General features: G+C 41.2%; 17 protein-coding genes and 1 pseudogene. 5 read left to right on the forward strand and 13 right to left on the reverse strand.

Annotation, left to right across the window (positions count from 1 at the left end; genetic code table 11):
* Positions 1–88 precede the first annotated feature (88 nt).
* Both DSM107010_RS15085 and DSM107010_RS15090 read left to right on the forward strand, forming a co-directional pair.
* Positions 89–565: an acyl-CoA thioesterase gene (locus DSM107010_RS15085; RefSeq protein WP_015152878.1), complete on the forward strand. Its 477-nt coding sequence runs from the start codon at positions 89–91 to the stop codon at positions 563–565.
* Between the two features lie 5 nt (positions 566–570).
* Positions 571–1,677 (forward strand): S66 peptidase family protein, encoded by a 1,107-nt coding sequence (locus DSM107010_RS15090; RefSeq protein ID WP_106168520.1) that lies wholly within the window; start codon positions 571–573, stop codon positions 1,675–1,677.
* Positions 1,678–1,736: 59 nt separating this feature from the next.
* Here DSM107010_RS15090 and DSM107010_RS15095 read toward each other — a convergent pair whose 3' ends face one another.
* Complete coding sequence (locus DSM107010_RS15095; protein WP_106168521.1) at positions 1,737–2,426, reverse strand: HAD family hydrolase; 690 nt, start codon at positions 2,424–2,426, stop codon at positions 1,737–1,739.
* A gap of 225 nt (positions 2,427–2,651) precedes the next feature.
* On the opposite strand from DSM107010_RS15095, the gene DSM107010_RS15100 reads away from it, so the two are divergent.
* Positions 2,652–3,944, forward strand: coding sequence for an RNA-guided endonuclease InsQ/TnpB family protein (locus DSM107010_RS15100; protein ID WP_373425482.1), 1,293 nt, complete (start codon positions 2,652–2,654; stop codon positions 3,942–3,944).
* 29 nt (positions 3,945–3,973) lie between these two features.
* On the opposite strand, the pseudogene bcp reads toward DSM107010_RS15100, so the two are convergent.
* Both bcp and DSM107010_RS15110 read right to left on the reverse strand, forming a co-directional pair.
* Positions 3,974–4,451: pseudogene (gene bcp / locus DSM107010_RS15105) on the reverse strand (thioredoxin-dependent thiol peroxidase).
* 122 nt (positions 4,452–4,573) lie between these two features.
* On the reverse strand, positions 4,574–5,308 hold the full coding sequence (locus DSM107010_RS15110; protein ID WP_373425452.1) for an ABC transporter permease: 735 nt from the start codon (positions 5,306–5,308) through the stop codon (positions 4,574–4,576).
* 335 nt (positions 5,309–5,643) lie between these two features.
* Here DSM107010_RS15110 and DSM107010_RS15115 point away from each other — a divergent pair, with 335 nt between their 5' ends.
* Both DSM107010_RS15115 and DSM107010_RS15120 read left to right on the forward strand, forming a co-directional pair.
* Positions 5,644–6,420: a tectonin domain-containing protein gene (locus DSM107010_RS15115; RefSeq protein WP_106166142.1), complete on the forward strand. Its 777-nt coding sequence runs from the start codon at positions 5,644–5,646 to the stop codon at positions 6,418–6,420.
* A 27-nt stretch (positions 6,421–6,447) separates the two neighbouring features.
* Positions 6,448–8,520, forward strand: a complete 2,073-nt coding sequence (locus DSM107010_RS15120) for a right-handed parallel beta-helix repeat-containing protein (RefSeq protein ID WP_127023288.1) — start codon at positions 6,448–6,450, stop codon at positions 8,518–8,520.
* Here DSM107010_RS15120 and DSM107010_RS38455 read toward each other — a convergent pair.
* The 10 genes from DSM107010_RS38455 to DSM107010_RS15170 all read right to left on the reverse strand — a co-directional run bounded on the left by DSM107010_RS38455 (position 8,504) and on the right by DSM107010_RS15170 (position 20,317).
* Complete coding sequence (locus tag DSM107010_RS38455) at positions 8,504–9,403, reverse strand: class I SAM-dependent methyltransferase (protein ID WP_106166144.1); 900 nt, start codon at positions 9,401–9,403, stop codon at positions 8,504–8,506. The two genes, DSM107010_RS15120 and DSM107010_RS38455, sit on opposite strands and share 17 nt — an antisense overlap.
* Before the next feature lie 152 nt (positions 9,404–9,555).
* On the reverse strand, positions 9,556–10,941 hold the full coding sequence (locus DSM107010_RS15130) for a hypothetical protein (protein ID WP_106166145.1): 1,386 nt from the start codon (positions 10,939–10,941) through the stop codon (positions 9,556–9,558).
* 118 nt (positions 10,942–11,059) lie between these two features.
* Positions 11,060–12,286 carry a glycosyltransferase family 4 protein gene (locus tag DSM107010_RS15135; RefSeq protein WP_127023294.1) on the reverse strand — a complete coding sequence of 409 codons (1,227 nt, stop codon included), beginning with the start codon at positions 12,284–12,286 and terminating at the stop codon, positions 11,060–11,062.
* 71 nt (positions 12,287–12,357) lie between these two features.
* Complete coding sequence (locus DSM107010_RS15140; RefSeq protein WP_106166147.1) at positions 12,358–13,608, reverse strand: glycosyltransferase family 4 protein; 1,251 nt, start codon at positions 13,606–13,608, stop codon at positions 12,358–12,360.
* 39 nt (positions 13,609–13,647) lie between these two features.
* Positions 13,648–14,406 carry an FkbM family methyltransferase gene (locus DSM107010_RS15145; protein WP_106166148.1) on the reverse strand — a complete coding sequence of 253 codons (759 nt, stop codon included), beginning with the start codon at positions 14,404–14,406 and terminating at the stop codon, positions 13,648–13,650.
* 4 nt (positions 14,407–14,410) lie between these two features.
* Complete coding sequence (locus DSM107010_RS15150; RefSeq protein WP_106166149.1) at positions 14,411–15,580, reverse strand: glycosyltransferase family 4 protein; 1,170 nt, start codon at positions 15,578–15,580, stop codon at positions 14,411–14,413.
* Positions 15,581–15,608: 28 nt separating this feature from the next.
* The gene (locus tag DSM107010_RS15155) at positions 15,609–16,826 is read right to left on the reverse strand and encodes a glycosyltransferase (RefSeq protein ID WP_106166150.1); all 1,218 of its coding nucleotides are present in this window, start codon (positions 16,824–16,826) and stop codon (positions 15,609–15,611) included.
* A 22-nt stretch (positions 16,827–16,848) separates the two neighbouring features.
* On the reverse strand, positions 16,849–17,928 hold the full coding sequence (locus DSM107010_RS15160) for a glycosyltransferase family 2 protein (protein WP_106166151.1): 1,080 nt from the start codon (positions 17,926–17,928) through the stop codon (positions 16,849–16,851).
* Between the two features lie 48 nt (positions 17,929–17,976).
* Entirely contained in the window at positions 17,977–19,143 is a 1,167-nt protein-coding gene (locus DSM107010_RS15165) for a glycosyltransferase family 4 protein (RefSeq protein WP_106166152.1), read from the reverse strand.
* A 79-nt stretch (positions 19,144–19,222) separates the two neighbouring features.
* A complete protein-coding gene (locus DSM107010_RS15170; protein ID WP_015152894.1) occupies positions 19,223–20,317 on the reverse strand; it encodes a hypothetical protein in 1,095 nt (364 codons plus the stop codon).
* Between the last annotated feature and the right edge of the window lie 10 nt (positions 20,318–20,327).

A 20,327-nucleotide genomic window follows, 5' to 3' on the forward strand; every position in this document is an offset into this window, starting at 1 on the left:
TGGTAGTTAGTTGCTATCAACTATCAACCATTAACCATTAACTATCCCTGTTACCCATTACCTATGACCTATTACCGATGAAGTATAAGTGAGTCAAGCACCAGAACAGTCCCCAACCAACCTACCTAATGTAGCCTTTACCGATTGGTTTGAATATCCAGTCCGAGCGCAGCCACATCACACAGATTATGGTGGTAACGCTTGGCATGGTTCGTACATAGCCTGGATGGAAGAAGCGCGGGTAGAATGCTTGCGATCGATTGGGATTAATTTTGCTGACTTAGTCGCTTTGGGTTGCGACTTACCCGTAGTAGAAATTGCAGTACGCTACCACCGTCCGATCAAAATGGGGATGGATGCTGTAGTTAGAACTCGCATGGCGGATATGGAAGGCGTGCGGATCAATTGGGATTATCAAATTCAATCTCCCGACAGTCAAGAATTGTATGTAACGGCAAGAGTCATATTAGTAGCAGTCGATCGCGAAAAGGGTAAAATTATGCGTCAATTACCCCCAGATGTCGAGAGTGCTTTTGCTCGGCTAGCTGGTACGCCAAATCGCTAAGCTCAATGTTCCCACGCCGTCATTTTCTCAGAAGCGCGATCGCTATTGCTGGTATTGGTGCTATGTCTACACCCGTACTTGGACAAGGGAGACAAGGAAGACAAGGGAGACAAGGAAGCAAAATTACTTACGACTCCCGACTTCCGACTCCCGACTCCCGCATCATCAAACCTGCAAGACTAAAACCCGGCTCCGTTGTCGGAATTATTAGCCCTGCTGGGGCGACATTTGTGCGAGAAAATTTAGATATTGTCCGCGATGCTGTGAGAGGATTGGGGTTAGAACCGAAACTTGCACCTCATGTCTTGGATCGCTATGGTTATCTTGCTGGACAAGACCGCGATCGCGCTGCTGATGTAAATCAGTTTTTTGCCGACCCTAAAGTTGCTGCACTTTTGCCTATTACAGGTGGCTGGGGTTCTAGCAGAATTTTACCATATTTAGATTACGAATTAATTTGGAAAAATCCCAAAATTATTATTGGGTTTAGCGATATTACTGCTCTAATTTTAGGGATTACAGCTCGAACTAATCTAGTCACTTTTCATGGACCAAATGGCTTTTCTTCTTGGAATGCAGAGCAAACAGATTATTTTCGACGCATATTATTTGCAGGTGAATCTTTAGAGTTTAAAAACTTCAAAGATGGCAGCGATACAGATCGTTTAATGCAAGTCAAATATCGAATACAAACGATTAATTCTGGTCGTGCTAAAGGTAGGTTATTGGGAGGAAATCTATCTGTACTATCGGCAATTGTCGGTTCGCCCTACTTGCCGAATCTAAACGGAGCGATTTTATTTTTAGAAGATATTGGCGAAAATATTTATCGACTCGATCGCATGATGACACAGTTAAAATTAGCTGGAATCTTCGATAAACTAGCAGGTTTTATATTTGGGCAATGTCCTAACTGTACTCCAGATGCCGATTATGGTTCTCTAACTCTAGAGGAAGTTGTTTGGAACCACATTCAACCATTAAAAATTCCCGCTTGGTATGGTGCGGCGATCGGTCACATTGACACTATATTGACACTACCAATGGGTTTAGAAGTTGAAATCAATGCTGCAAAAGGAACAATTCAAATGTTAGAGTCTGCGGTAGTTTAGTGAGGTATTAGTGGTGCATGGTGCGTGAATTTTGAACTTTAAATTTTAAATTGCTCCCTTCAGCTCTCTTCCCCGACTCCCACTCTCCGACTCCCGACTCCCGACTTACCCAACAGTTTCCATAATTGCGAGTCCTTAAAGTCAGGAATGGCAAGCATAACACCCAGATCGTACAGTTCGCTTGGTGTCTGAGAGGAGGCGATTCCTACTGTAGATATTCCCGCACCCACAGCGGAACGAATGCCAGAAGGGGAGTCTTCAAATACAAGTGCTTGTTGAGCATTTAAGCCAAAGTAAGCCAGTGCGTAGAGATAGGGTCCAGGATCGGGTTTTGCCATGCCGATTTCTTGCGAGACAAACACCCGCTCGAATCTGTGTTCTAAGTTCAAAACGCTCAACATGTGCTTAGCGTTTTCTGGAGGAGCATTTGTGACTACGGCTTGTTTGATTCCTCTTTCATCAGCCCAAGCAATCACTTCTAACAGTCCCGGTATTGGTGTCAATTCTGCTGCTAGTTCGCGAAACTCTGCTTCTTTGCGATCGCTAAATTTTATCACCTCTTCAGAAGAGAATTCTGGAAATAAATCTCGCACGATAAATGGATTCAGCCTGCCACTCATGCGATTTTTATAGAACTCTTCATCAATCTCTATACCATGCTCTTTCAAGAGTGCTTGCCATATGCGAAAGTGCAGTGGATCGGTATTGACAATCGTACCGTCGAGATCGTAGAGAATCGCTGCTAGCATGGTCATCGTCCGGGAAGGCTGAGGGTTCGAGCCAAGCTTAACATATCTTAATTGGAATGAGTGTGTGTTCCCTTACCGAGAGAGTCGGAACGCTTTTCATCCCAGTCTCTTTAGAGACTGGGATGAAAAGCGATGGATGGTTTTAACCATCCGTCTGCCTTGAGCATATCTTAATATTTAAAGCTCTCACTTTGTTGTATATTAATTAACTAGGAGATGATGCGTTTGTACGGATACCAACAGATTTTATTGCACCCAGAAAATGAACTAGAAGCGATTCTTGAGTTCGTCTGCAAAACCGCTAACTCTTTGATTAATTGTGGCATATATTATGCCCGTCAAATCTACTTTAAAACTAAAAAGTTCCTTGGTAAGTATGATTTAGAAGCAGAATATAAGACCAACAAACATTTCAAGGCACTGCACTCGCAAGCAGCCCAACAAGTGTTAAGGTCTGTATCTGAATCATTCGAATCATTCAAAAAGTTAAAACAAGCTTTCAATCGAGGGAAAATAGTAGACAAGCCCAAACCGCCTAAATATCGTAAGTCGGGAGGTTTTGCGCTCGTCTCTTATCCCAAGCAAGCACTCAAGTTGGTAGACAACCAAATCAGAATCCCGTTGGGAAAGCAAGTTAAGTGCTGGTTTGGGCTGGATTGTTTCTTCGTGCCGATGCCGTCAAACCTGAACTTTGCCGATATCAAAGAACTGCGAATACTGCCAAGAAACCGCTGTTTTTATGTTGAGTTTATCTACAAAACTAATATTATTGAGGTGGATGTAGACTCAAATAACGTGCTAGGTATTGACCCTGGCTTAAGCAATTGGTTGACTTGTGTTTCTAACGTTGGTACTAGTTTTATTGTTGATGGTAGGCACGTTAAATCGCTGAATCGTTGGTACAACAAACAAGTTTCTACACTTAAAGAAAACAAATCTCAAGGCTTTTGGTCTAATCGTCTTGCCGCAATAACTGAAAAACGCAATCGACAAATGAGGGACGCGATAAATAAGGCAGCTAGGTTAGTTATTAATCACTGTATTGAAAATCGCATCGGCACAGTAGTATTTGGCTGGAATCAGGGACAAAGACAAGAAGTTAAACTAGGCAAATCGACTCAATCTTTTGTGCAAATTCCGACCGCAAAACTCAAAAAAAGGGTTAGTCAGTTATGTCAACAATACGGAATTAAATTTGTAGAGACTGAGGAGGCCAATACTTCCGCCGCTTCGTTTTTGGATAATGACACTCTCCCCAAACGTGGTGAAAAACCCACAAACTGGAGAGCGTCAGGAAAGCGAGTTAAGCGCGGATTGTACCGAACGGCTAATAATTGGTATGTCAATTGTGATGCTCAAGCGGCAGCAAATATTATTCGCAAAGTAGCGGTAACACTTGGGTTAGACCTAAGTGGAATCGGTAGGGGGTCTTTGACTGCCCCCCAGAGAATACGTCTCTGGTCAGTTAAACAGAAGCGAAGTGGTGTGGTTTCAACCCACCACGTAGCATCAGTTTAGAATCCCTGTGTCTTCAGACCAGGGAGAAGTCAAATCGTTAATTCTTGCAGACGATTGAGAACGGCGATCGCGTGACCTTTGGCTTTGACTTTTGCCCAAGTATGAGCGATAGTTCCATCAGGTGCGATCGCAAAAGTAGAACGTTCGACACCCATATACTCTTTCCCCATAAACTTTTTCAATCGCCACGCCCCATAAGCATCAGCAACCTGATGTTCGGGGTCGCTCAGAAGTATAATTGACAAATTATGTTTGGCAATAAACTTGCAGTGAGACTGTTGAGAATCAACACTCACGCCGACAACCTTCGCTCCCAGGTTGCTAAACTCCTGCGTATACTCGCTAAAATCCTTTGCTTCCGTCGTACACCCAGGCGTATCATCTTTAGGGTAAAAGTAAAGTACCAGCCATTGTCCGGCAAAATCGGCTAAACTAACTAAATTACTCATCCTGGTTGATAGCAGTAAAATTTGGTGATATTTGCCCTGGCTGAGGGATATCGGTCATAAATTGGATAAATGCGATCGCCGTCCTACATCTTCTAGTAGTTCTACACGAAAAGCAAGTCTTTTAATTAATCTCACGTAAAGGCGCAAAGCAATCTTGGTGACTTTGCGCGACATAATCTCTTAAGCTCCCATCCCAGAATACTGCTTTAACCCCCGTCGCCACAACCAACGATTTAAGCCGAAAAATAGCGCGCACCAACCTACTGTAATTAAAAAACCCCGCCCTACATTTTCTGGTAAACCCACGATTAAGGAAGTAGGAAAATGAATCAGATAGGGAAAAGGAGTCCATAGAACAATATTGCGCACAATTGGCGGAAACGTCTCTAAAGGTGCAATTAGACCCGAGAAAAACAGATAAAATAGAAACCAGAAATTTTCAATTGCATTTGCTCTTTCCGTCCAAAAAGCAAACAAAGCAAAAGTATATTGGATTAGAAACCGCAGAGTAAAAGCCAGCAGAACGGCAATTATAAATAAGATCGAACTACCTAAACTTGGTATCCAAAACGCTTGGGGATATAGGAAGAAAAACAAACCGACCAGGGCGATCGCAAATGGTAAGCGAGCAAATCTTTCAGAGATATGAGAAAATACATGATGCCATACCGGATCTAAAGGTTGAAGCAAGCGGGGAGATAGCCGTCCCTCGACGACTTCTTTCTCAAATTCCCAAATGACCCACACCACAGTAAACTGTCGGATCAGAAATACTGTGAGGAAGTAACGGGCAAAGTCTATAGGCGATAAGCCGAATTGTCCGCTTTGGGCTGCTTGCGTCCATACCCCCATTAAGATCAGCGGTAGGCTACCAGACAAAGCCCATAAAAATAGCTCTGCCCGATATTCCAACATATAAGCGTAATATGAGGTGAGTAAGGTAGCGCTAATCCGCAAGACGCGCGTTAATTTTTTGCCAATCGCCTGAAAATGATTAATTTTAGAGTTTGATTGCCGCAAATTTGTCATTTTGAGTTTTAATTGAGTGCGATCGCGTTCTCTCTCGATCTTATCTGTAACAACTGCGATCGGAGCTATGGCGATCGAAACACTCGACTAGGAATCGATTATAAAATATCTCTTATTTTTTTTCTTCTGCAAGGACAAGTATCTGATGATAGATCTATGAAGATGCGATCGAAATAGCAAATTTTTCCGCCATACAAATCATACAATTCAATTAACCATCTATGCGTTTTCAACTGGGACGAACGATTTTTAAAATCATTGTTTTGTCATGTTTAGCATCTGTAACGACTCAATGTGCAGATCGAGCAACGTCAGTACAGAAGCAATTTCCCGGAGTGTGTGCAAAAGATCTTGGCGTGGGCAATAATAGCTCTGTTTGGATGGTAAGTTGCGCTAAAGCAAACGAATCGGGGGATTTTTACTTATTTACCTGGAACGGTTCTAAGTGGGATATGATTCCAGGTTTTGGTAGCGACATAGCAGTCGCACCAAATGGTATTCCTTGGATAACTAACTCAGGCGGACAAATCTACAAAGGCAACGGTAACAATGGATGGGAACAAGTTGCAGGTTGTGCGAGAGATATTGCAGTAGGAAATGACTCTGTTTGGGTATTAGGTTGCAAGCAATCTGGAGCTAAGGATTTTGAAATTCTTTCATGGCAAGGTTCCCAATGGAATCGAGTTGAAGGCGCTGCTGCACGCATAGCAGTCGAACCGAATGGTACTCCTTGGATTGTCAATTCCAGCGGGCAGATTTACAAACGTAGTGGCGACAGTTGGCAACAAGTTTCCGGTTGTGCAAAGGAGATTGGAGTAGGAGAAAATGGCTCAGCTTGGATACTAGGTTGCAAGTCAGCTGGTGCTGGTGGTTTTGAAATACTTTCACGCCAAGGTTCTAAGTGGACGACACTCCCTGGTGCTGCTACTGGCATAGCAGTCGAACCGAATGGTACTCCTTGGGTAATCAGCATTGAGGGAAAAGTTTTTCGTTTATAATCCCTCACTCTTTACCCGTACTTGTATTTGCACCACCTAGTTAAAACAATCAAAAATTTATCCAGCACTCAAGTATTCCGTGAATACGATGGCACTAACTTTCAGCCATTTCAACATAAATGTACTCCGAGCTATGGCTTTACGGGCGATCGCATGAATAAGTTGAGAATTTTATTGTTTGCCACTGGTATTCTTATCAGCTTCAGTATATCTGCCTCGGATCGCTCTGATAATCCGCATGGATATTTACTCAGTAGTTCGCCACTTGATGCTGCGAATGTTGCTCGCGAGTATTTCGTCGCCTCAAAAGGCTCAGATAATAATCCCGGTACGTTGGAGCGCCCATTTCAAACAGTGCAAAAGTGTGCTAATGTCGCTCAGCCTGGTGACTCCTGCTTATTAAGAGCTGGAATTTATCGCGAAACAATTCGCCCCGCAAATTCAGGGACATCATCGACTACACCGATAACATTTGCAGCGTACAACAAAGAGGACGTAACGATCTCCGGTGCGAATCCGGTTGAGGGATGGCAGGTGTTTCGCGGTTCTATTTTCCGTGCGAATGCGTCTTTACCCACAAATAGATATAACGATACGGGCTTTTTTGCCAATCAAGTGTTTGTCAATGGCGAGATGATGCCAGAAGCGCGGTGGCCCAACACGGGAAGAGATCCGTTGCGTCCGAAACTGGCGGGTGGTGGTGTCAGAAGCCAGGGTGGTAATGCGGCGATCGTAGAAAACGCTGAAATTCCCAATTTAGCAGAGGGTTGGGCTGGTGCTACAGTATGGACGAATGATTGGTATGTCACTCGCACCGGGACGATAACGGGTGGTACGGCGGGAAAGCTGACAGCACAAATGACTGCCCCTTGGGATCGAGGTGGATATTGGTTCTATCTAGTTGGCAAGTTGGGGTTGCTCGATAGTGAAGGCGAATGGTTTTATGATGGTAGCGATCGCGCCCTCTATCTTTGGACTCTTGGTGGTACGAGTCCTAACTCAGTAGAGGTAAAGCAGCGTAACTTTGCTTTCGATCTGGGCGATCGCTCTTATATCGTACTACGTAATTTGAAGCTTTTTGCCAGTACAGTGACCACCAGCAATGCGAGTCAAGGTGTCGTGATTGATGGCATCCGTGCTAAGTACGTATCGCACCACATGACCCTACCACCATTGCCGAAGTCCGAGCAAGCACCTAATTCTGATGATGGTTTAATCGTTGCATCTCACGCACACGACACTGGTATACAGTTACGGGGTAGCAAGCATACGCTGAAAAACTCAGTTGTAGAATGGAGTTCTGGCAATGGCGTATTGTTAGAAGGTACTGGACATAGAGTGACAAATAATATTATTGCTAACAGCAATTATATGGCATCTTACGCCGCCCCAGTCCGCATCAACGGTACTGGTCACCGGATTACTTACAATACAATCGAAGCAGCTGGACGCGATGCCATCAGTTTTGATTGGCATACCGCAGGTTTCGATGGTAACAAAATCGATATTGCTTACAACGATATTTCTCGCTTTGGCATGTTGAGTACCGACTTAGGGGCAATCTATATCTGTTGCTATGTCAATCTTGCAGGCGGAGCTATTCACCACAATTGGATTCGAGATACTCAAGCATTCAGTCCGTTTTGGGGCACGCGAGGCATCTATTTAGATATTGAAAGCTACAACAGTACGATTCATCACAATGTTGTATGGAATATTACAGGGGGCAAAGATAGCTTTTATCTAGTCGCAGGTAGTCCACGCGGATACAATCGGATTTTTAACAATACGTTTCTCGGTTCAATATATACAGATAAAACTGTTGAAGCGCGCAACAATATTTTGCGGAGTTCGACGAGTATAACTGCCAGCCAGCAGTCTCACAATTTATTTCAGTCAACCGATCCAAAGTTCACCAAAGCTACTACAACAGATTCAAAATCTATCCCAGATTTTACCTTACAATCTGGTTCGCCCGCGATCGATGCAGGCATGACAATTACTGGGGTGACAGATGGGTTTGTGGGTAGCGCCCCCGATATCGGGGCATACGAACGGGGCGCTAAAATTTGGAAAGCTGGCTCTAGACTGAAACGGTGATGTCAGAAACTTTAGCGAATTGAGTTGATTTTAATACGAACGTGTAGTAACCGTTGCTGTAACCAGGATTTTCGCTAAATGAGACGATTTCAAAACCCGAGTTTTGCATAAATCGTTCAATTTTTTCCAAAGGTCGATTGACTACGCGAAGAGTATACTTATCTAGTACTCTTTGAAAGAGAGATTTTTTCTTTCCGCTCCCTTCGATCGCTAAGTTCTTATTTTCTGGCGATTCTAAACGAAATTCGCAAATGACTCTTCCTTGAGGTTTTAGAACTCTAAAAAACTCTTTTAAGAGTTGTTCGCATACGTCATCGGTAACGTGTAGCATGACAGCAAAAGAGTAGATAAAGTCTATACTAGAGTCACCAACTTGAGATAAGCGATCGCTCTTATTTTCAGTCAAATATGTAATGTTCGGTTGAGAGTTAATTTCTTTGGCACAAGCGATAACGCCTGCGGAAATATCTACGGCTATAACTCTACGGCAATATTGTGCAGCTGCTTGAGCCAGGTATCCAGGTCCACAGCCATGATCTAGTACGGTCATTTCCTGGTTTATGTATGGTTTCACAGCCCTTTCAACCATAGACTGTCTATCGTTAACCATCCTTTTGTGTTCGGTTTCTAAAAAATTTTGACGAGATATGTTTTGAATGCTTTTTCTATGCTGTCCAAAATAATGAGGACTAATCGCAATTAAATTTAAAGCTAGATTTCTCCGGTATTTTTGTGGAACTAATTGAAATAGTAGGGGTATGTAAAAAGCTCCTAAGTATTTTTGATCTGGGAAACCCATTGTCAAAAAAATTGCCAACTTTCTCATCCAGCTTGTATGGCGATATTTTCTAGTTTGTGAATTGTGGGCTTTGACTCGATCCATAAGATTCGATTTCTGAGAATTATTTTTTGTCACGATCTTTAAACCTTGTAAATTTGTTTGATGTATGTTGTTTGTAAGACCTTGGACAAGCTTTAACGTTAGTAGAAATAAGCGAGTATTAGCGTCAAAACTTTGATAAAATAGTTGTTTTTTTATTCAATTTTTAACGCTATTTTTCTGTTTTCATGCCATCGTAGACCGATTAAAAGAGCAATAGTGAGCATAAAACCTGGTTCCTCCATTTGAGTCAGAAAAAAACCGTAAACTACTACAGTAAGTACGAGAAACCTACTGAAATCATCTAAGCAAAGATTGCGCCATACAATGAAGCCAAGATACAAATAAGTTCCTAGCCCAAACCAACCTAAATCTCCCCAAATTCCTGCCCAACTGAATAAAGGAACATACAAGGTTGTTGTCAAAGCAATCCAATTCCCATTGATAAACTTCCAGATGTCGTCATATAGAGGAGGATTGGAAGCTCCTAGCGGGCTTAATAAGTGCCAATATTCTCGAATTGACCATCCTCCTAATCTGCCAAGCGTATGCCCTGGTCCAAGCCCAAATAACCAATTTAAGGGCGATCGCCAGTGGGCAAGTACCATATGAATTCCTTGCATTTTAACGGCAAGTCCGCCAGTCTCAGAATTCTCATATATATCGGATCTAGAAAACCAATATTTGTAAACCTCAAAAGCTTCTAGATTATATGCAGCCCAGATAAAAGCGGCGATCGCGAGAACGATACAGGTTGCATACATTAAAAACTTTTTAATATTTCGAGTTTGGCTTAAACCTAACAACATCCAAGCTAATGCTGAAGTTAAAATTACCTGTTTTGTATCTGCAATCAATATCTGATGAACTGCACCAATTAAGCTAAGTATTCGTAGCCAGAGGGGAGCTGTTTTAAAAAAAAGCAAGAAATATAAAGCAGCACTTACGGAAACGGCAGTGGAGACATAACCGCCTGCTCCTGTTGCAAAGAAAACTCCTTGAACGCCATCCGTTTCATCCATTCCATTTGCTGCAAATAGTAAGCCAGCACTTAATAAAGGTTTCTGAATTTCAGCTAACAAAAAGTTAATCAAAGCTGAAATTAACGTCCAATTTCTAATTTTTTTAATGCTGGCAGATGATAGGGGAATACAAACTATTGCTAGTAGGAATAGATATGGCTCAGCCAGAATTAAAAAGTTAAAAACTACATTGATAAAACCTGCGTTGTTGACAAGCGCGCTGACAAGCATAGCTCCCAGCAGAACCAGAATAGCAGATGAAAGCAAACTGGCGATCGCAATTTGTTTACGATCTTTACTGCGGTTAGTGACTAGCACCACTGCAAGCGCAAACCCAACTGTCAAAAAATGAAAAAAATTGAGAAATGAAGGAGCGCGAGTTATCGTACAAAAAATTCGAGAATAAAAAGCAGTAGCAAAGGCAAAAAATATCAGAGTTGAACTCTTAATAATATACTTCTTTTTTGCTATAGTTCTAGTGCCGATCGCTAAATCCATTTTTTGAGGTAAGGGTTGCATCTATTCAGTTCCCTCCGCTAAATGTTAGGAGTTAAGTATTCGGACATAATTAAAGAGCAAATTTATTTTGTTTCTACCTTCTGCCTTTTTTTACGATAAATATCTACGTTCACCTATCTTATTGGTTAAACTTTTTAACTTTCGATGTAGATTGATTTTGGTTATCGGTACTGATTTTATCAAAACTAGTTTGCACTCGTTGCAAAATACCAACACGTAATGGACTCTTTCTAGCGATCGCAGCATAAAATTTCAGATAACGAGCGGCTACATCTGATTTAGAAAAACGCAAATCTTTTGCAGTTTGACTGAGAGGTTTTTCTAAAGCATTAATCATTGCTTGAGAAAGATTTTTTACTGGATCTCCTTGCAAGTCAAAGTAAGTACAGTTAAAGGAACCAATCTCTCTAAATATTGGAATGTCAGAGCAAACTATTTTACAAGAAAAATGCATAGCTTCTGCTAGAGGCAAACAAAAACCTTCTTGCGACGAAGGGGCAATAAACATTTCACAATTTTGATACAGCCAACATAATTCATTATCTTCGATAGAATCAAGCAGTAATACCAGTTCTTGAAGGGAGAGTCGATTAATTAACTGCTGAATTTTTTCAGTTTCAGGTCCATTGTTGCCCACAATGACTAGTTTAGTCGTATTTTTTAAATACTTGTTTTTAATTAACAACCAAAAAGCTTGAATTGCTAGGTTGATATTTTTATTGCTTCGATGTTGCGCAATACTCAATAGAAAAGAATCGCGATCGCTAATTGGTAAGTGAATTGACGAATTAGATTTTAAGCCTTCCAAACTCACGTAGTTATAAATAACAGTTACTAGTTTGCGTAGATGAAGATTTGGAAAATATAATTTCAGGCTGTTTGCAGTAGATTTAGATACGCAAACTAGACCGTCGCTATTTGTTATACATTGCTTCAGAAATAAACGGTTAAAAATTGCATTTGGATATCCAAAAACTTCAGGTTTTTCATAGGGATATAGATCGTGAATCGTAGAAATCACAGGAGATGAGAACAGCGTTCTTACAAAGGGGAAAGGAAATGACATATAAACTAAGTCAGGCAAGAGACGGTTAGCCAATTTTGGCAAACCAAATAAAAACCACATATTTCTTGCCAACGCACTATTCTCAATATCTATTTCGATCAAATTAATTTTTTTGGAGTTAAAAAAAGTTTTAAAATAATGCTTTTGCCATGCTCCTACTATCAAAGTTACTTTAGTGACCTCTTTTGTATCAGCTAAGCATTGAGCTAAATTTGCGGCGTGTCTGCAAACACCAGTTGGTTTGGAAGGTCTGTGTAAAGCAGCAATGAGAATATGCATATCGAGATGCTCCCTTAAATATGTATTGCCATGTATCAGACGTGACTCTAAGAGACATAGGATTTTAGGAGCTATTTAGTCATTCTGGCTCCTGGCTTCTGACGCTTGACTTCTGCATAAAGCTTGTTCAAATCTTCGCCGACAGCGTTCCAGCTATAGTTTTGACTGACTCGGTTCCGTGCAGCAAGACCCATACTAATTCTCAGTTCTGGATCTTTAACTAAGTGAATCATACTTGCTGCGAGGTCGCGTACAGCTTGATATGGTTCGAGAGCTGGAACCTTAAAACCAGTTTCATTTGTAACTTGAATTGCTGGACCTCCTAAATCCAAACAGAGAACGGGACGACCTGCTGCCATTGCTTCCATACATACCCATCCTCCAGAATCATGCAAACTGGGATGAACTAATACGTGGCAATCTCTTAAGAGGTCTAAAGCTTTTTCACGCGGTAATTTACCCCAGAATTTTACTTTGCGATCGATACCCAAATCTCGTGCTAGAATTTGCAGGCGATCGCATTCCGGTCCTTCTCCAACAATCCAGTACTCTGTATTGGGTAAATTTGCTTGAGCAAAGGCACGCAGTCCCAGATGAAAGCCTTTCCAGTGTAAAAGCCTACCGATACTGATAAACCTTACTGGTGTCTCGTCAGGTATTTCATATTGAGTCAGAAGCGCCATATCTTCTTCAGGTAATCCGAACCCTGGCAAGATTTGTACCTGCTTTGCGCCTATTTTATACAGCCGCTCGGCTGTATCTTTAGTTGTTGCTCTAACTACAGTACTCTTTTTGGTAGTCAGATGTACGAAGGGATCTATCTCTCCCAACTTGCGAATTAAGCTGCGGGTAATTTCGTAAATTTTGGCTTTCCAACTAAAATCTTCCCAGAAGGTATTTGGCGCAGACTCTCCACCTCCTACTGGTCCCCAGATGAAGGGGGATGGTAGCAAAGATAGAAAGCAAGGATTGCAATACTTCATAAAAGTCACATGGTGCGTCAGGTCAAAGCCAATTTTCTGATGTAGGCGACGAGCCACAAAATATGCTTGAATTTGCCATAAGTAATAATGCAATTGCATTCCGCCAGAGTGTCCCCATCGACGGCTATCGTACCAAAAGGGAAGAGTGAAATAAATAAAGTGAAGATTGGGGATGGGGTTGCGTGCTAGTTCTGCCTCAATCTCATTCTGGCTTTCATCAGGTCGAGTGAGTACCCAAACTTCGTGATATTTGGCAGCCTCGCGAACGATATTCCAACCGATACCAGGCTCTGAACCCATACCTGGTTCGCAGGAGTATGCAGATATTAATATTTTCATGGTCGGGTGCGGGAGTAAGGTTATAAAATTTTTCGTTAACTAACTTTGGGAAGGCTGGAAAATAAAGTTGCAGATATAGGTTTTTCCTAGTGAGGATAACCCGGCATAATTTTCGATGTTTTGGTGTTTTTTGAGAGAAAAGTTATCTAAACTCTTAAGCTCTCCATCTAGCAAGAAGAAACCTTTGTAACCTAAAGCTAGAATTTTCGCAAATATCTCAGAAATATCGCGATCTGGATGATGTTTTTGTTCGATTTCAACTAGAAGATTTGGGCGTTGAGTTATCAATAAATTTTTGGCTCCATCAATTGTAGCTGCTTCATGCCCTTCTACGTCAATTTTGATAAAACCGACGTTTGGATGACCTTGCTCGTCAAGTGTTTTTAATGGAACTTGATATGTTTTACTACCTTGAGGAACAGCTTTTTCTTCTAAGCTTCCAAGTTGGTCGTATAAAAAGTTATCGACAAGTGGGATTGATAGATTTGCTTGTCCCGACCGATTGGAAAGAGCGATCGCGTAGACGCTCACATTGGAACGACCCGATTTATGAATAAATTCTGCTAGTTCTGGATTGGGTTCGTAAGCAAAGACATGGCGCGAAAGCCGAGCTAGAAAATAAGTATAAATTCCTTTGTTTGCCCCAATGTCAATACTATTTTTCTGGCGATCGACAAGCGATTTAAGTATTTTTAACTCAGGCTCACCCTTACGGTAGTGCATCGCAGCCATTAAGTGAATAACAGCCGAAGGGGGTAATGTTCTTCTAACTAAATCTTTTGTAGACATTGCAATCATTTTACTACTTCCTCCCCGTTGTAATTTTTAAGTAATTACTAGAAACAATCCGATTACTGGACGACCTGCTACTTAGTAATTCTTCATAAACCTTAGCTACTTGCTCTGCTGTTTTCTCCCAAGTAAATGACTTAACTCTATGCAAACTTTTGTTTACAAGGTCTTGGTAGTACGTTGGATCTTTTTGCAAACAAATTACTGCGTCTGCAATTTCCATCGGATTGTTTGGGTTAACTAAAATCCCAGCATCACCAACAACTTCAGGCATAGCAGAGACATTAGAAGTAATGACAGGAGTACCGCAAGCCATTGCTTCTAAAATAGTGATCCCAAACCCTTCGTGTAATGAAGGAGCAATTAGAACATTAGCAGCATTATATAACTGTATTAAGGTCGATTTATCCGGTTTTCCAAAATATTTAATCCATTTAGTTAAGTTATGACTTTGGATAAACTCTTTTTGCTCGGTGTTAAAATCCGACCCTACTTTCCAAAATTGTATTGGCAATCCTTTTTCAACTAAAAACGCTACTGCTTGTAAAATCTTAGAAATATTTTTACGAGGATGATTTACACCAACATTTAAAAGACAAAATGTTTCCTTGCCAATTCCCTGTCGAGCGCGAAATGACTCAACTTCTACTTTAGGCAGAGGTCTAAATATGGCTTCAACAGCGTTAGGAATGACACTAATACGCGCTGGCTCAATATTTAATATTTGAGTTGTATCTTTAGCGGTTGCACTAGAAACAGCAATGATGCGATCGGCATATTTCATGCCTTTAACTGCATAGATCCAAGCATTTCTACTAACTAGCGGTAATTGTACCGAACCTTTAAGATTATCGCGGTAGAAAAAGTTAATCAGGTCGTGACAAGTAACGATCGCAGGTTGACCAGTCTGCTTTAACCAATAGACGAGATGAGCATCACAAGGTTCGATAATATGAAAAATATCGGCTGTTTGCTGTTTAACTCTACGAGGATAGCGCCAGAAACGTTCGTAATATTTCTGCACTCTCAGCAACCAGGAAGAATTATTGCGATCGAAAGAACGCGGTGCTAATTCAATAATTTCCCAATCGGGACGGACAGCTTTGAGTCCTGAAATTAAACCGTTGGTATGGACATCAATGCTAAATTCAGCCATTGTTCGTGCGATCGCAACGCGCATTTTTAAACCCCTTATCAGTTATCAGTTATCAGTTATCGACGATCTCTCCCCACTCCCTATTCCTTACTCCCCATTCCCTCAATGTTTGCCATAGTTGAAGCGATCGCGCTGCAATTCGTTCGTGCGAGTAGTGCTGTTGCACTCTGTTCAAACAGTAATTTTTTACTTCTTGTCGCCAATTTGGGTCGCAAATTAGCCGCTCTAAAATTGCTGCTAATCGATCTGCGTCTTCTTCTGGAAATACTAAGTCAGATCGTCCGATCGCGTGAGGAATCTCGCCACTGGTAGAGCCGATAACAGGTACACCCATTGCCATTGCTTCAATTAATACATGACCGAACTGTTCTTTCCAGGTGGGAGTCGTGCGTGAGGGAAGTACGAGTACGTCAAATTGTGCAATTGCGATCGGTGCTGCTTCGTGTCGTACTGCTTTTTCCCAAATTACCAAGTCAGCAATCTGCTGTTTTTCTGCTTCCTGACGCAAATCTGCTTCACTCGTACCAGAACCGCAGAGGATGACGCGACAATTGAAACCCCGTTGTCGCAGTTGACTAACAGCAGTAAATAAGATGTCTATTCCTTTTCCCGCAACAAATCGTCCTAAAAAACCGATATGAAACTCTTGGCGATCGCCTTGGGATAATCGCGGCGCGAATAAATTCGTGTCTACTCCCATCTGAGGTATGATTGCGATCTTTCTTGTATATCCCCAATGACGCAATAAATCGGCTCCTTCATGATTCCCTGCAATAATGGCGCTGGCTGAATTCAGTACAAATTGACGCACCCAACGGCGAAATCTGGGTAGGTTGCGATCCATATTTTCCCACCCAAATACAACTAATTGCTTGCCTGTTATTCGCGTCCAAATTGCTAGCTCAAACGCACACATTGAGAAAACTTCTTCTTCGACTTGTACTATGTCGGGTTGAAAATCGTTCAGCACTTGCCAAACTCGCCAAGGTGCGTAAATATGAGCGCCGCCACGACCAGCAAACAACACGGGTGCGCTGTAAACTTGAATTTTTGAGTACGGTTTTTCTAGTTCAAGTCGGCGATTCCATTCCAATGCCTTCCAGTTATTAGGAGCCAATAAACCGACTTCAATTCCATCAATTTCTGCGATCGCCTGAAGTTTTCCCTGATTTACACCTACTACATAAGCGTGGCTGACAAAAAGAACTCGCAGACAAGAGTTAGTTTTAAATTTTGTTTTTTTGCTATGAATAGAATCTACTGTTTTCATAATATTTATTATGTATAAATAGTTATGCTTTACTACTAAATAACTTCGACCGATTTGCCTGCGCCTGAATTTTTGTAATTATCCAAGCGATCGCTTTGGGGCGAAAATGCGGCGCGTATAACCAAGTAATCGCTGGTTTTGCTAAAGCTAAAGGCATAAATCCCACCCAAATAAACCAGAGACTGTAGATCGATCGTTTTTGCCAATTAAAGTGCGAGTATTTCCAAAGCGAACGAATTCCCTGATAGACGAGTGAGAGAGGTCGATCTAAGGGAATCGGATGATTTTGAGGATCTAACCGTAAGGAAATAATCCGCGACCATAACCGTCCGATGGCTCGTTGTTCTAAATCTTTTGGTAATTTATATCCTAATTCGTTTGCTTTTTGTAATAGCAGGGAATAGTTTTGTAAGTCGTGTCGGACAAATCTATGAAAGCGATCGCCTGTTACTGTAGCTAAAGCCCACTGATTGCTATTATGAATTCGGTACACACCTAAAGGTTCTTCAATCGCTGCTACTTCTCCATAAAAAGGAATTGAAATTGATAAGTAATCATCAGCAGTTAGCTTATATTCATCGGGAATCGGGAAGACTTGTTCTAGTGCTTTGCGACTGAGTGCGTTGCCACTAGTAGGCGTGCTATCATAACCACCAACTTCTAGTAATCTGCGCCATACCTCGCCAGTCGATAATAATGCGCCTTGCGGACAGGAGTATCCTAAAAATTGACTAAAGGTATCAACTACATTTAAGCGGTAATGTACTTTAGCTAAATGTGGTTTCCAAATAGAAACTATGCGTTCGACAGTATAAGGCAAAAGATAATCGTCAGAGTCTAAGAAGATAATAATTTCGCCTTGACTCATAGCAAATCCACTATTAAAAGCGGCTGCTTGTTTGCCATTTTCTTGCAGAATAGGAATGATACGCTCGCCGTAACTAGCAATAATATTGCGAGAATTATCTATAGATCCGTCATCGACAACAATGACTTCAGTATGAGGATAAGTTTGGCTTAAGGCACTATCAATTGCTTCTGCTAAGAAGCGATCGTAGTTATAGTTATTGATGATGATGCTAACTGATGGTTTATTTTTCATAAAAATAACTCTTAAAAGTAAACATATTAGCCCCTGAAATCTCCAGTTCTAATTTAGGTTGTCCACCAGTAATTTTTTCACGGTTCGCCCAGCCACCTTCCAGTTAAGTCGCGTCTGATATTCATTAAAAGCAGAAAGTGCCAAATCTTTGTATTCGTTATAGTTAGTAAATAGATGAATTACATATTTACAGTACTCCGAAATATCGGCTTCTTTGTCAAACGTTGCACCATTTAAACCTGTTCTAATAATTGTCGGAATTCCACCAACTTTAGTGGACAGACAAGGTACGCCTAGTGAATTCGCTTCGCATAAAACAATGGGCGAACAATCTGCCAGTGAGGGCAAAATTAGAAAGTGAGATTCGCCAATAAGTTGATGGATTTTCTCTTGACCTTCGCGACTAGATTTACTAATAAACCCCAAAGATTTAACAAAACTAGGTAGAGAACCTTCTACAATAGGTTGAGAGCCAATAACTGTTAGCTCTGTACTCAAACCTAAGTTATTTAACTCCTGAGCAACCTTAAGGGCAATATCTCCCCCCTTACGGAACCAATCAACTCCAATAAATAGCAATTTACATGGATTTAAGGGTCTGAGTTCAATTAAATCTTTAACTTCGTAAAGAGTTTTACTACTTTCAATATTTGCTCCAAAAGGCACAACTTGTACTTTTGCTGGATCGGCTTGATAATATTCAATAGCGGTTTGAGCTGCCCATTCAGATGAATAAATTGCTAGTTTAGATTTCTGGAGAGCAGTTTTTTCCATTAAATGTCCGTTGCTAATTGACTCTTGACATAGATTGCTATATTGGGGATAAAAATCTATTAAGTTAGCAAAAGTTGCATCTGCCCAGAAAATAATTGGCTGTTGGCATTCAAGATATGCGATCGGATCTACCGTGGCACTAAATATAATATTTGCATCACTTTGAGCTAGTTTTTTAGCAACCTGATTGGCGTAATTCTTAAGAAGTATTGGTTCCGTAGTTTTGATATAAGTTTTGTGAAAAAGCTCGTGATAGTGCCGCTTCAATTTTAGCCTAGCTTTCAACGTCAATTGATTTTTTAGAGAACCAATATACTCTATGTCGCTGGCGACCTGGTGCTTGAGTGACTGAGCTATGTAATAACCTGTTCCCGACCATTCATTACAGCCTTGCGTACCTAAAGAGCGAGCATTATAAGTGGTTGTGTATGCTATCTTCATGTTTTGTATAATCTTTAGACTTTAAAAAGTAATATTTTTGTATTTTTGTTATTTTACAAATACAAAACTCAAGTAAAAATTACTGTCTGCGACCTGAGATCGTTAAGCTACTTTTCCCGCGAACAGTTTTTTCTACAAAGTTGAATACCTGTGACTTTAGAAAGTAGTAACTCGGACGGAATGAAAGGAAAGAACGACGTGTATTAAAAAAGACTTGCTGTTGCCAAGGCGACATCGAACACCAATTTTTATAGGCTGGAATTGCACTATCGATCAAAAAAGTTTGCCATTTTGCCACCATTTGCTCCGATTGTGTTTCTTTAGCCCGTATCCACCCGTTTTCAACCATAGCGCGACGCATTTCCTTGTTATCTCGAAGGCGCTTGAGCGATGAAATCACCTCTGTTAAAGAAGTTGCTTCTAGATAATCGAGATCGCTTTTGCGCTCAGCTCGAAAGGCAGATTCATATCCTAAGATTGCTGGCACGCCAGCGTGCCATGCATTATATAATTTTGATGCAGGCTTGCCTCTAAAATAATTTTTACGACCAAATTCTCTGACAGCCAAGACGACATCAATATCGCTGTAGTCATGCCAGGAATCGTGAAGGAGTTTCTTCTGAAACCGCAAGCCTAAAGCGTCTAGTTGCTCGTGCCAAAACTGACCGCGAAATTCAGAAACTAAATTTGTTTCATTTCCAATAAACGCAACATTTTCAAAAGTATCCCCACGCTGAGGATCGCGAGGAATCAGAGAAGATTGCGTCCAGTGAGGAATAAAGTAACTTTCCCAAAGTGTCAAAAATCTTCTGGGTATTGCTTGGTACGGATTTTGTACGACATGCAGTTGTGCGTAAGGATGTCGATCCACATCTGCTCTTAAGCAAACAATCAGTAATTTTGGACTTGGCTGTAGAGAATCATCCAAAAAATCACGATGAGATAAAACAATTCCTTCATCAGGCATTGTTTGTACTAATTGGCAAGGAAATCCACGATCGTTGAGATAAAGATAGGTTTGCAGCGTCCAAATGCAACCGCCACCTGCCATCGGAGATATCGAACGGTGAAAAGATAGCCACTGCCAGAAAGACTGAGCGTTTTGTGGTAAGTTGCCAGCAGGTAATTTGCTGGGAGGAATATAAAAATAAATTGGTGGTAAGTTTTTAAGCATATAATTTGTA

The organism is Chroococcidiopsis cubana SAG 39.79, from assembly GCF_003991895.1.
GTDB lineage: Bacteria > Cyanobacteriota > Cyanobacteriia > Cyanobacteriales > Chroococcidiopsidaceae > Chroococcidiopsis > Chroococcidiopsis thermalis.

What these genes read in the sequence shown, in the direction of transcription:
- DSM107010_RS15090 (WP_106168520.1), top strand. Translation starts at nt 571, where the DNA reads ATGTTCCCACGCCGTCATTTTCTCAGAAGCGCGATCGCTATTGCTGGT.
- DSM107010_RS15095 (WP_106168521.1), bottom strand. Translation starts at nt 2,426, where the DNA reads ATGCTAGCAGCGATTCTCTACGATCTCGACGGTACGATTGTCAATACC.
- DSM107010_RS15110 (WP_373425452.1), bottom strand. Translation starts at nt 5,308, where the DNA reads ATGTTGGAATATCGGGCAGAGCTATTTTTATGGGCTTTGTCTGGTAGC.
- DSM107010_RS15115 (WP_106166142.1), top strand. Translation starts at nt 5,644, where the DNA reads ATGCGTTTTCAACTGGGACGAACGATTTTTAAAATCATTGTTTTGTCA.
- DSM107010_RS38455 (WP_106166144.1), bottom strand. Translation starts at nt 9,403, where the DNA reads ATGGATCGAGTCAAAGCCCACAATTCACAAACTAGAAAATATCGCCAT.
- DSM107010_RS15130 (WP_106166145.1), bottom strand. Translation starts at nt 10,941, where the DNA reads ATGCAACCCTTACCTCAAAAAATGGATTTAGCGATCGGCACTAGAACT.
- DSM107010_RS15135 (WP_127023294.1), bottom strand. Translation starts at nt 12,286, where the DNA reads ATGCATATTCTCATTGCTGCTTTACACAGACCTTCCAAACCAACTGGT.
- DSM107010_RS15140 (WP_106166147.1), bottom strand. Translation starts at nt 13,608, where the DNA reads ATGAAAATATTAATATCTGCATACTCCTGCGAACCAGGTATGGGTTCA.
- DSM107010_RS15145 (WP_106166148.1), bottom strand. Translation starts at nt 14,406, where the DNA reads ATGATTGCAATGTCTACAAAAGATTTAGTTAGAAGAACATTACCCCCT.
- DSM107010_RS15150 (WP_106166149.1), bottom strand. Translation starts at nt 15,580, where the DNA reads ATGCGCGTTGCGATCGCACGAACAATGGCTGAATTTAGCATTGATGTC.
- DSM107010_RS15155 (WP_106166150.1), bottom strand. Translation starts at nt 16,826, where the DNA reads ATGAAAACAGTAGATTCTATTCATAGCAAAAAAACAAAATTTAAAACT.
- DSM107010_RS15160 (WP_106166151.1), bottom strand. Translation starts at nt 17,928, where the DNA reads ATGAAAAATAAACCATCAGTTAGCATCATCATCAATAACTATAACTAC.
- DSM107010_RS15165 (WP_106166152.1), bottom strand. Translation starts at nt 19,143, where the DNA reads ATGAAGATAGCATACACAACCACTTATAATGCTCGCTCTTTAGGTACG.
- DSM107010_RS15170 (WP_015152894.1), bottom strand. Translation starts at nt 20,317, where the DNA reads ATGCTTAAAAACTTACCACCAATTTATTTTTATATTCCTCCCAGCAAA.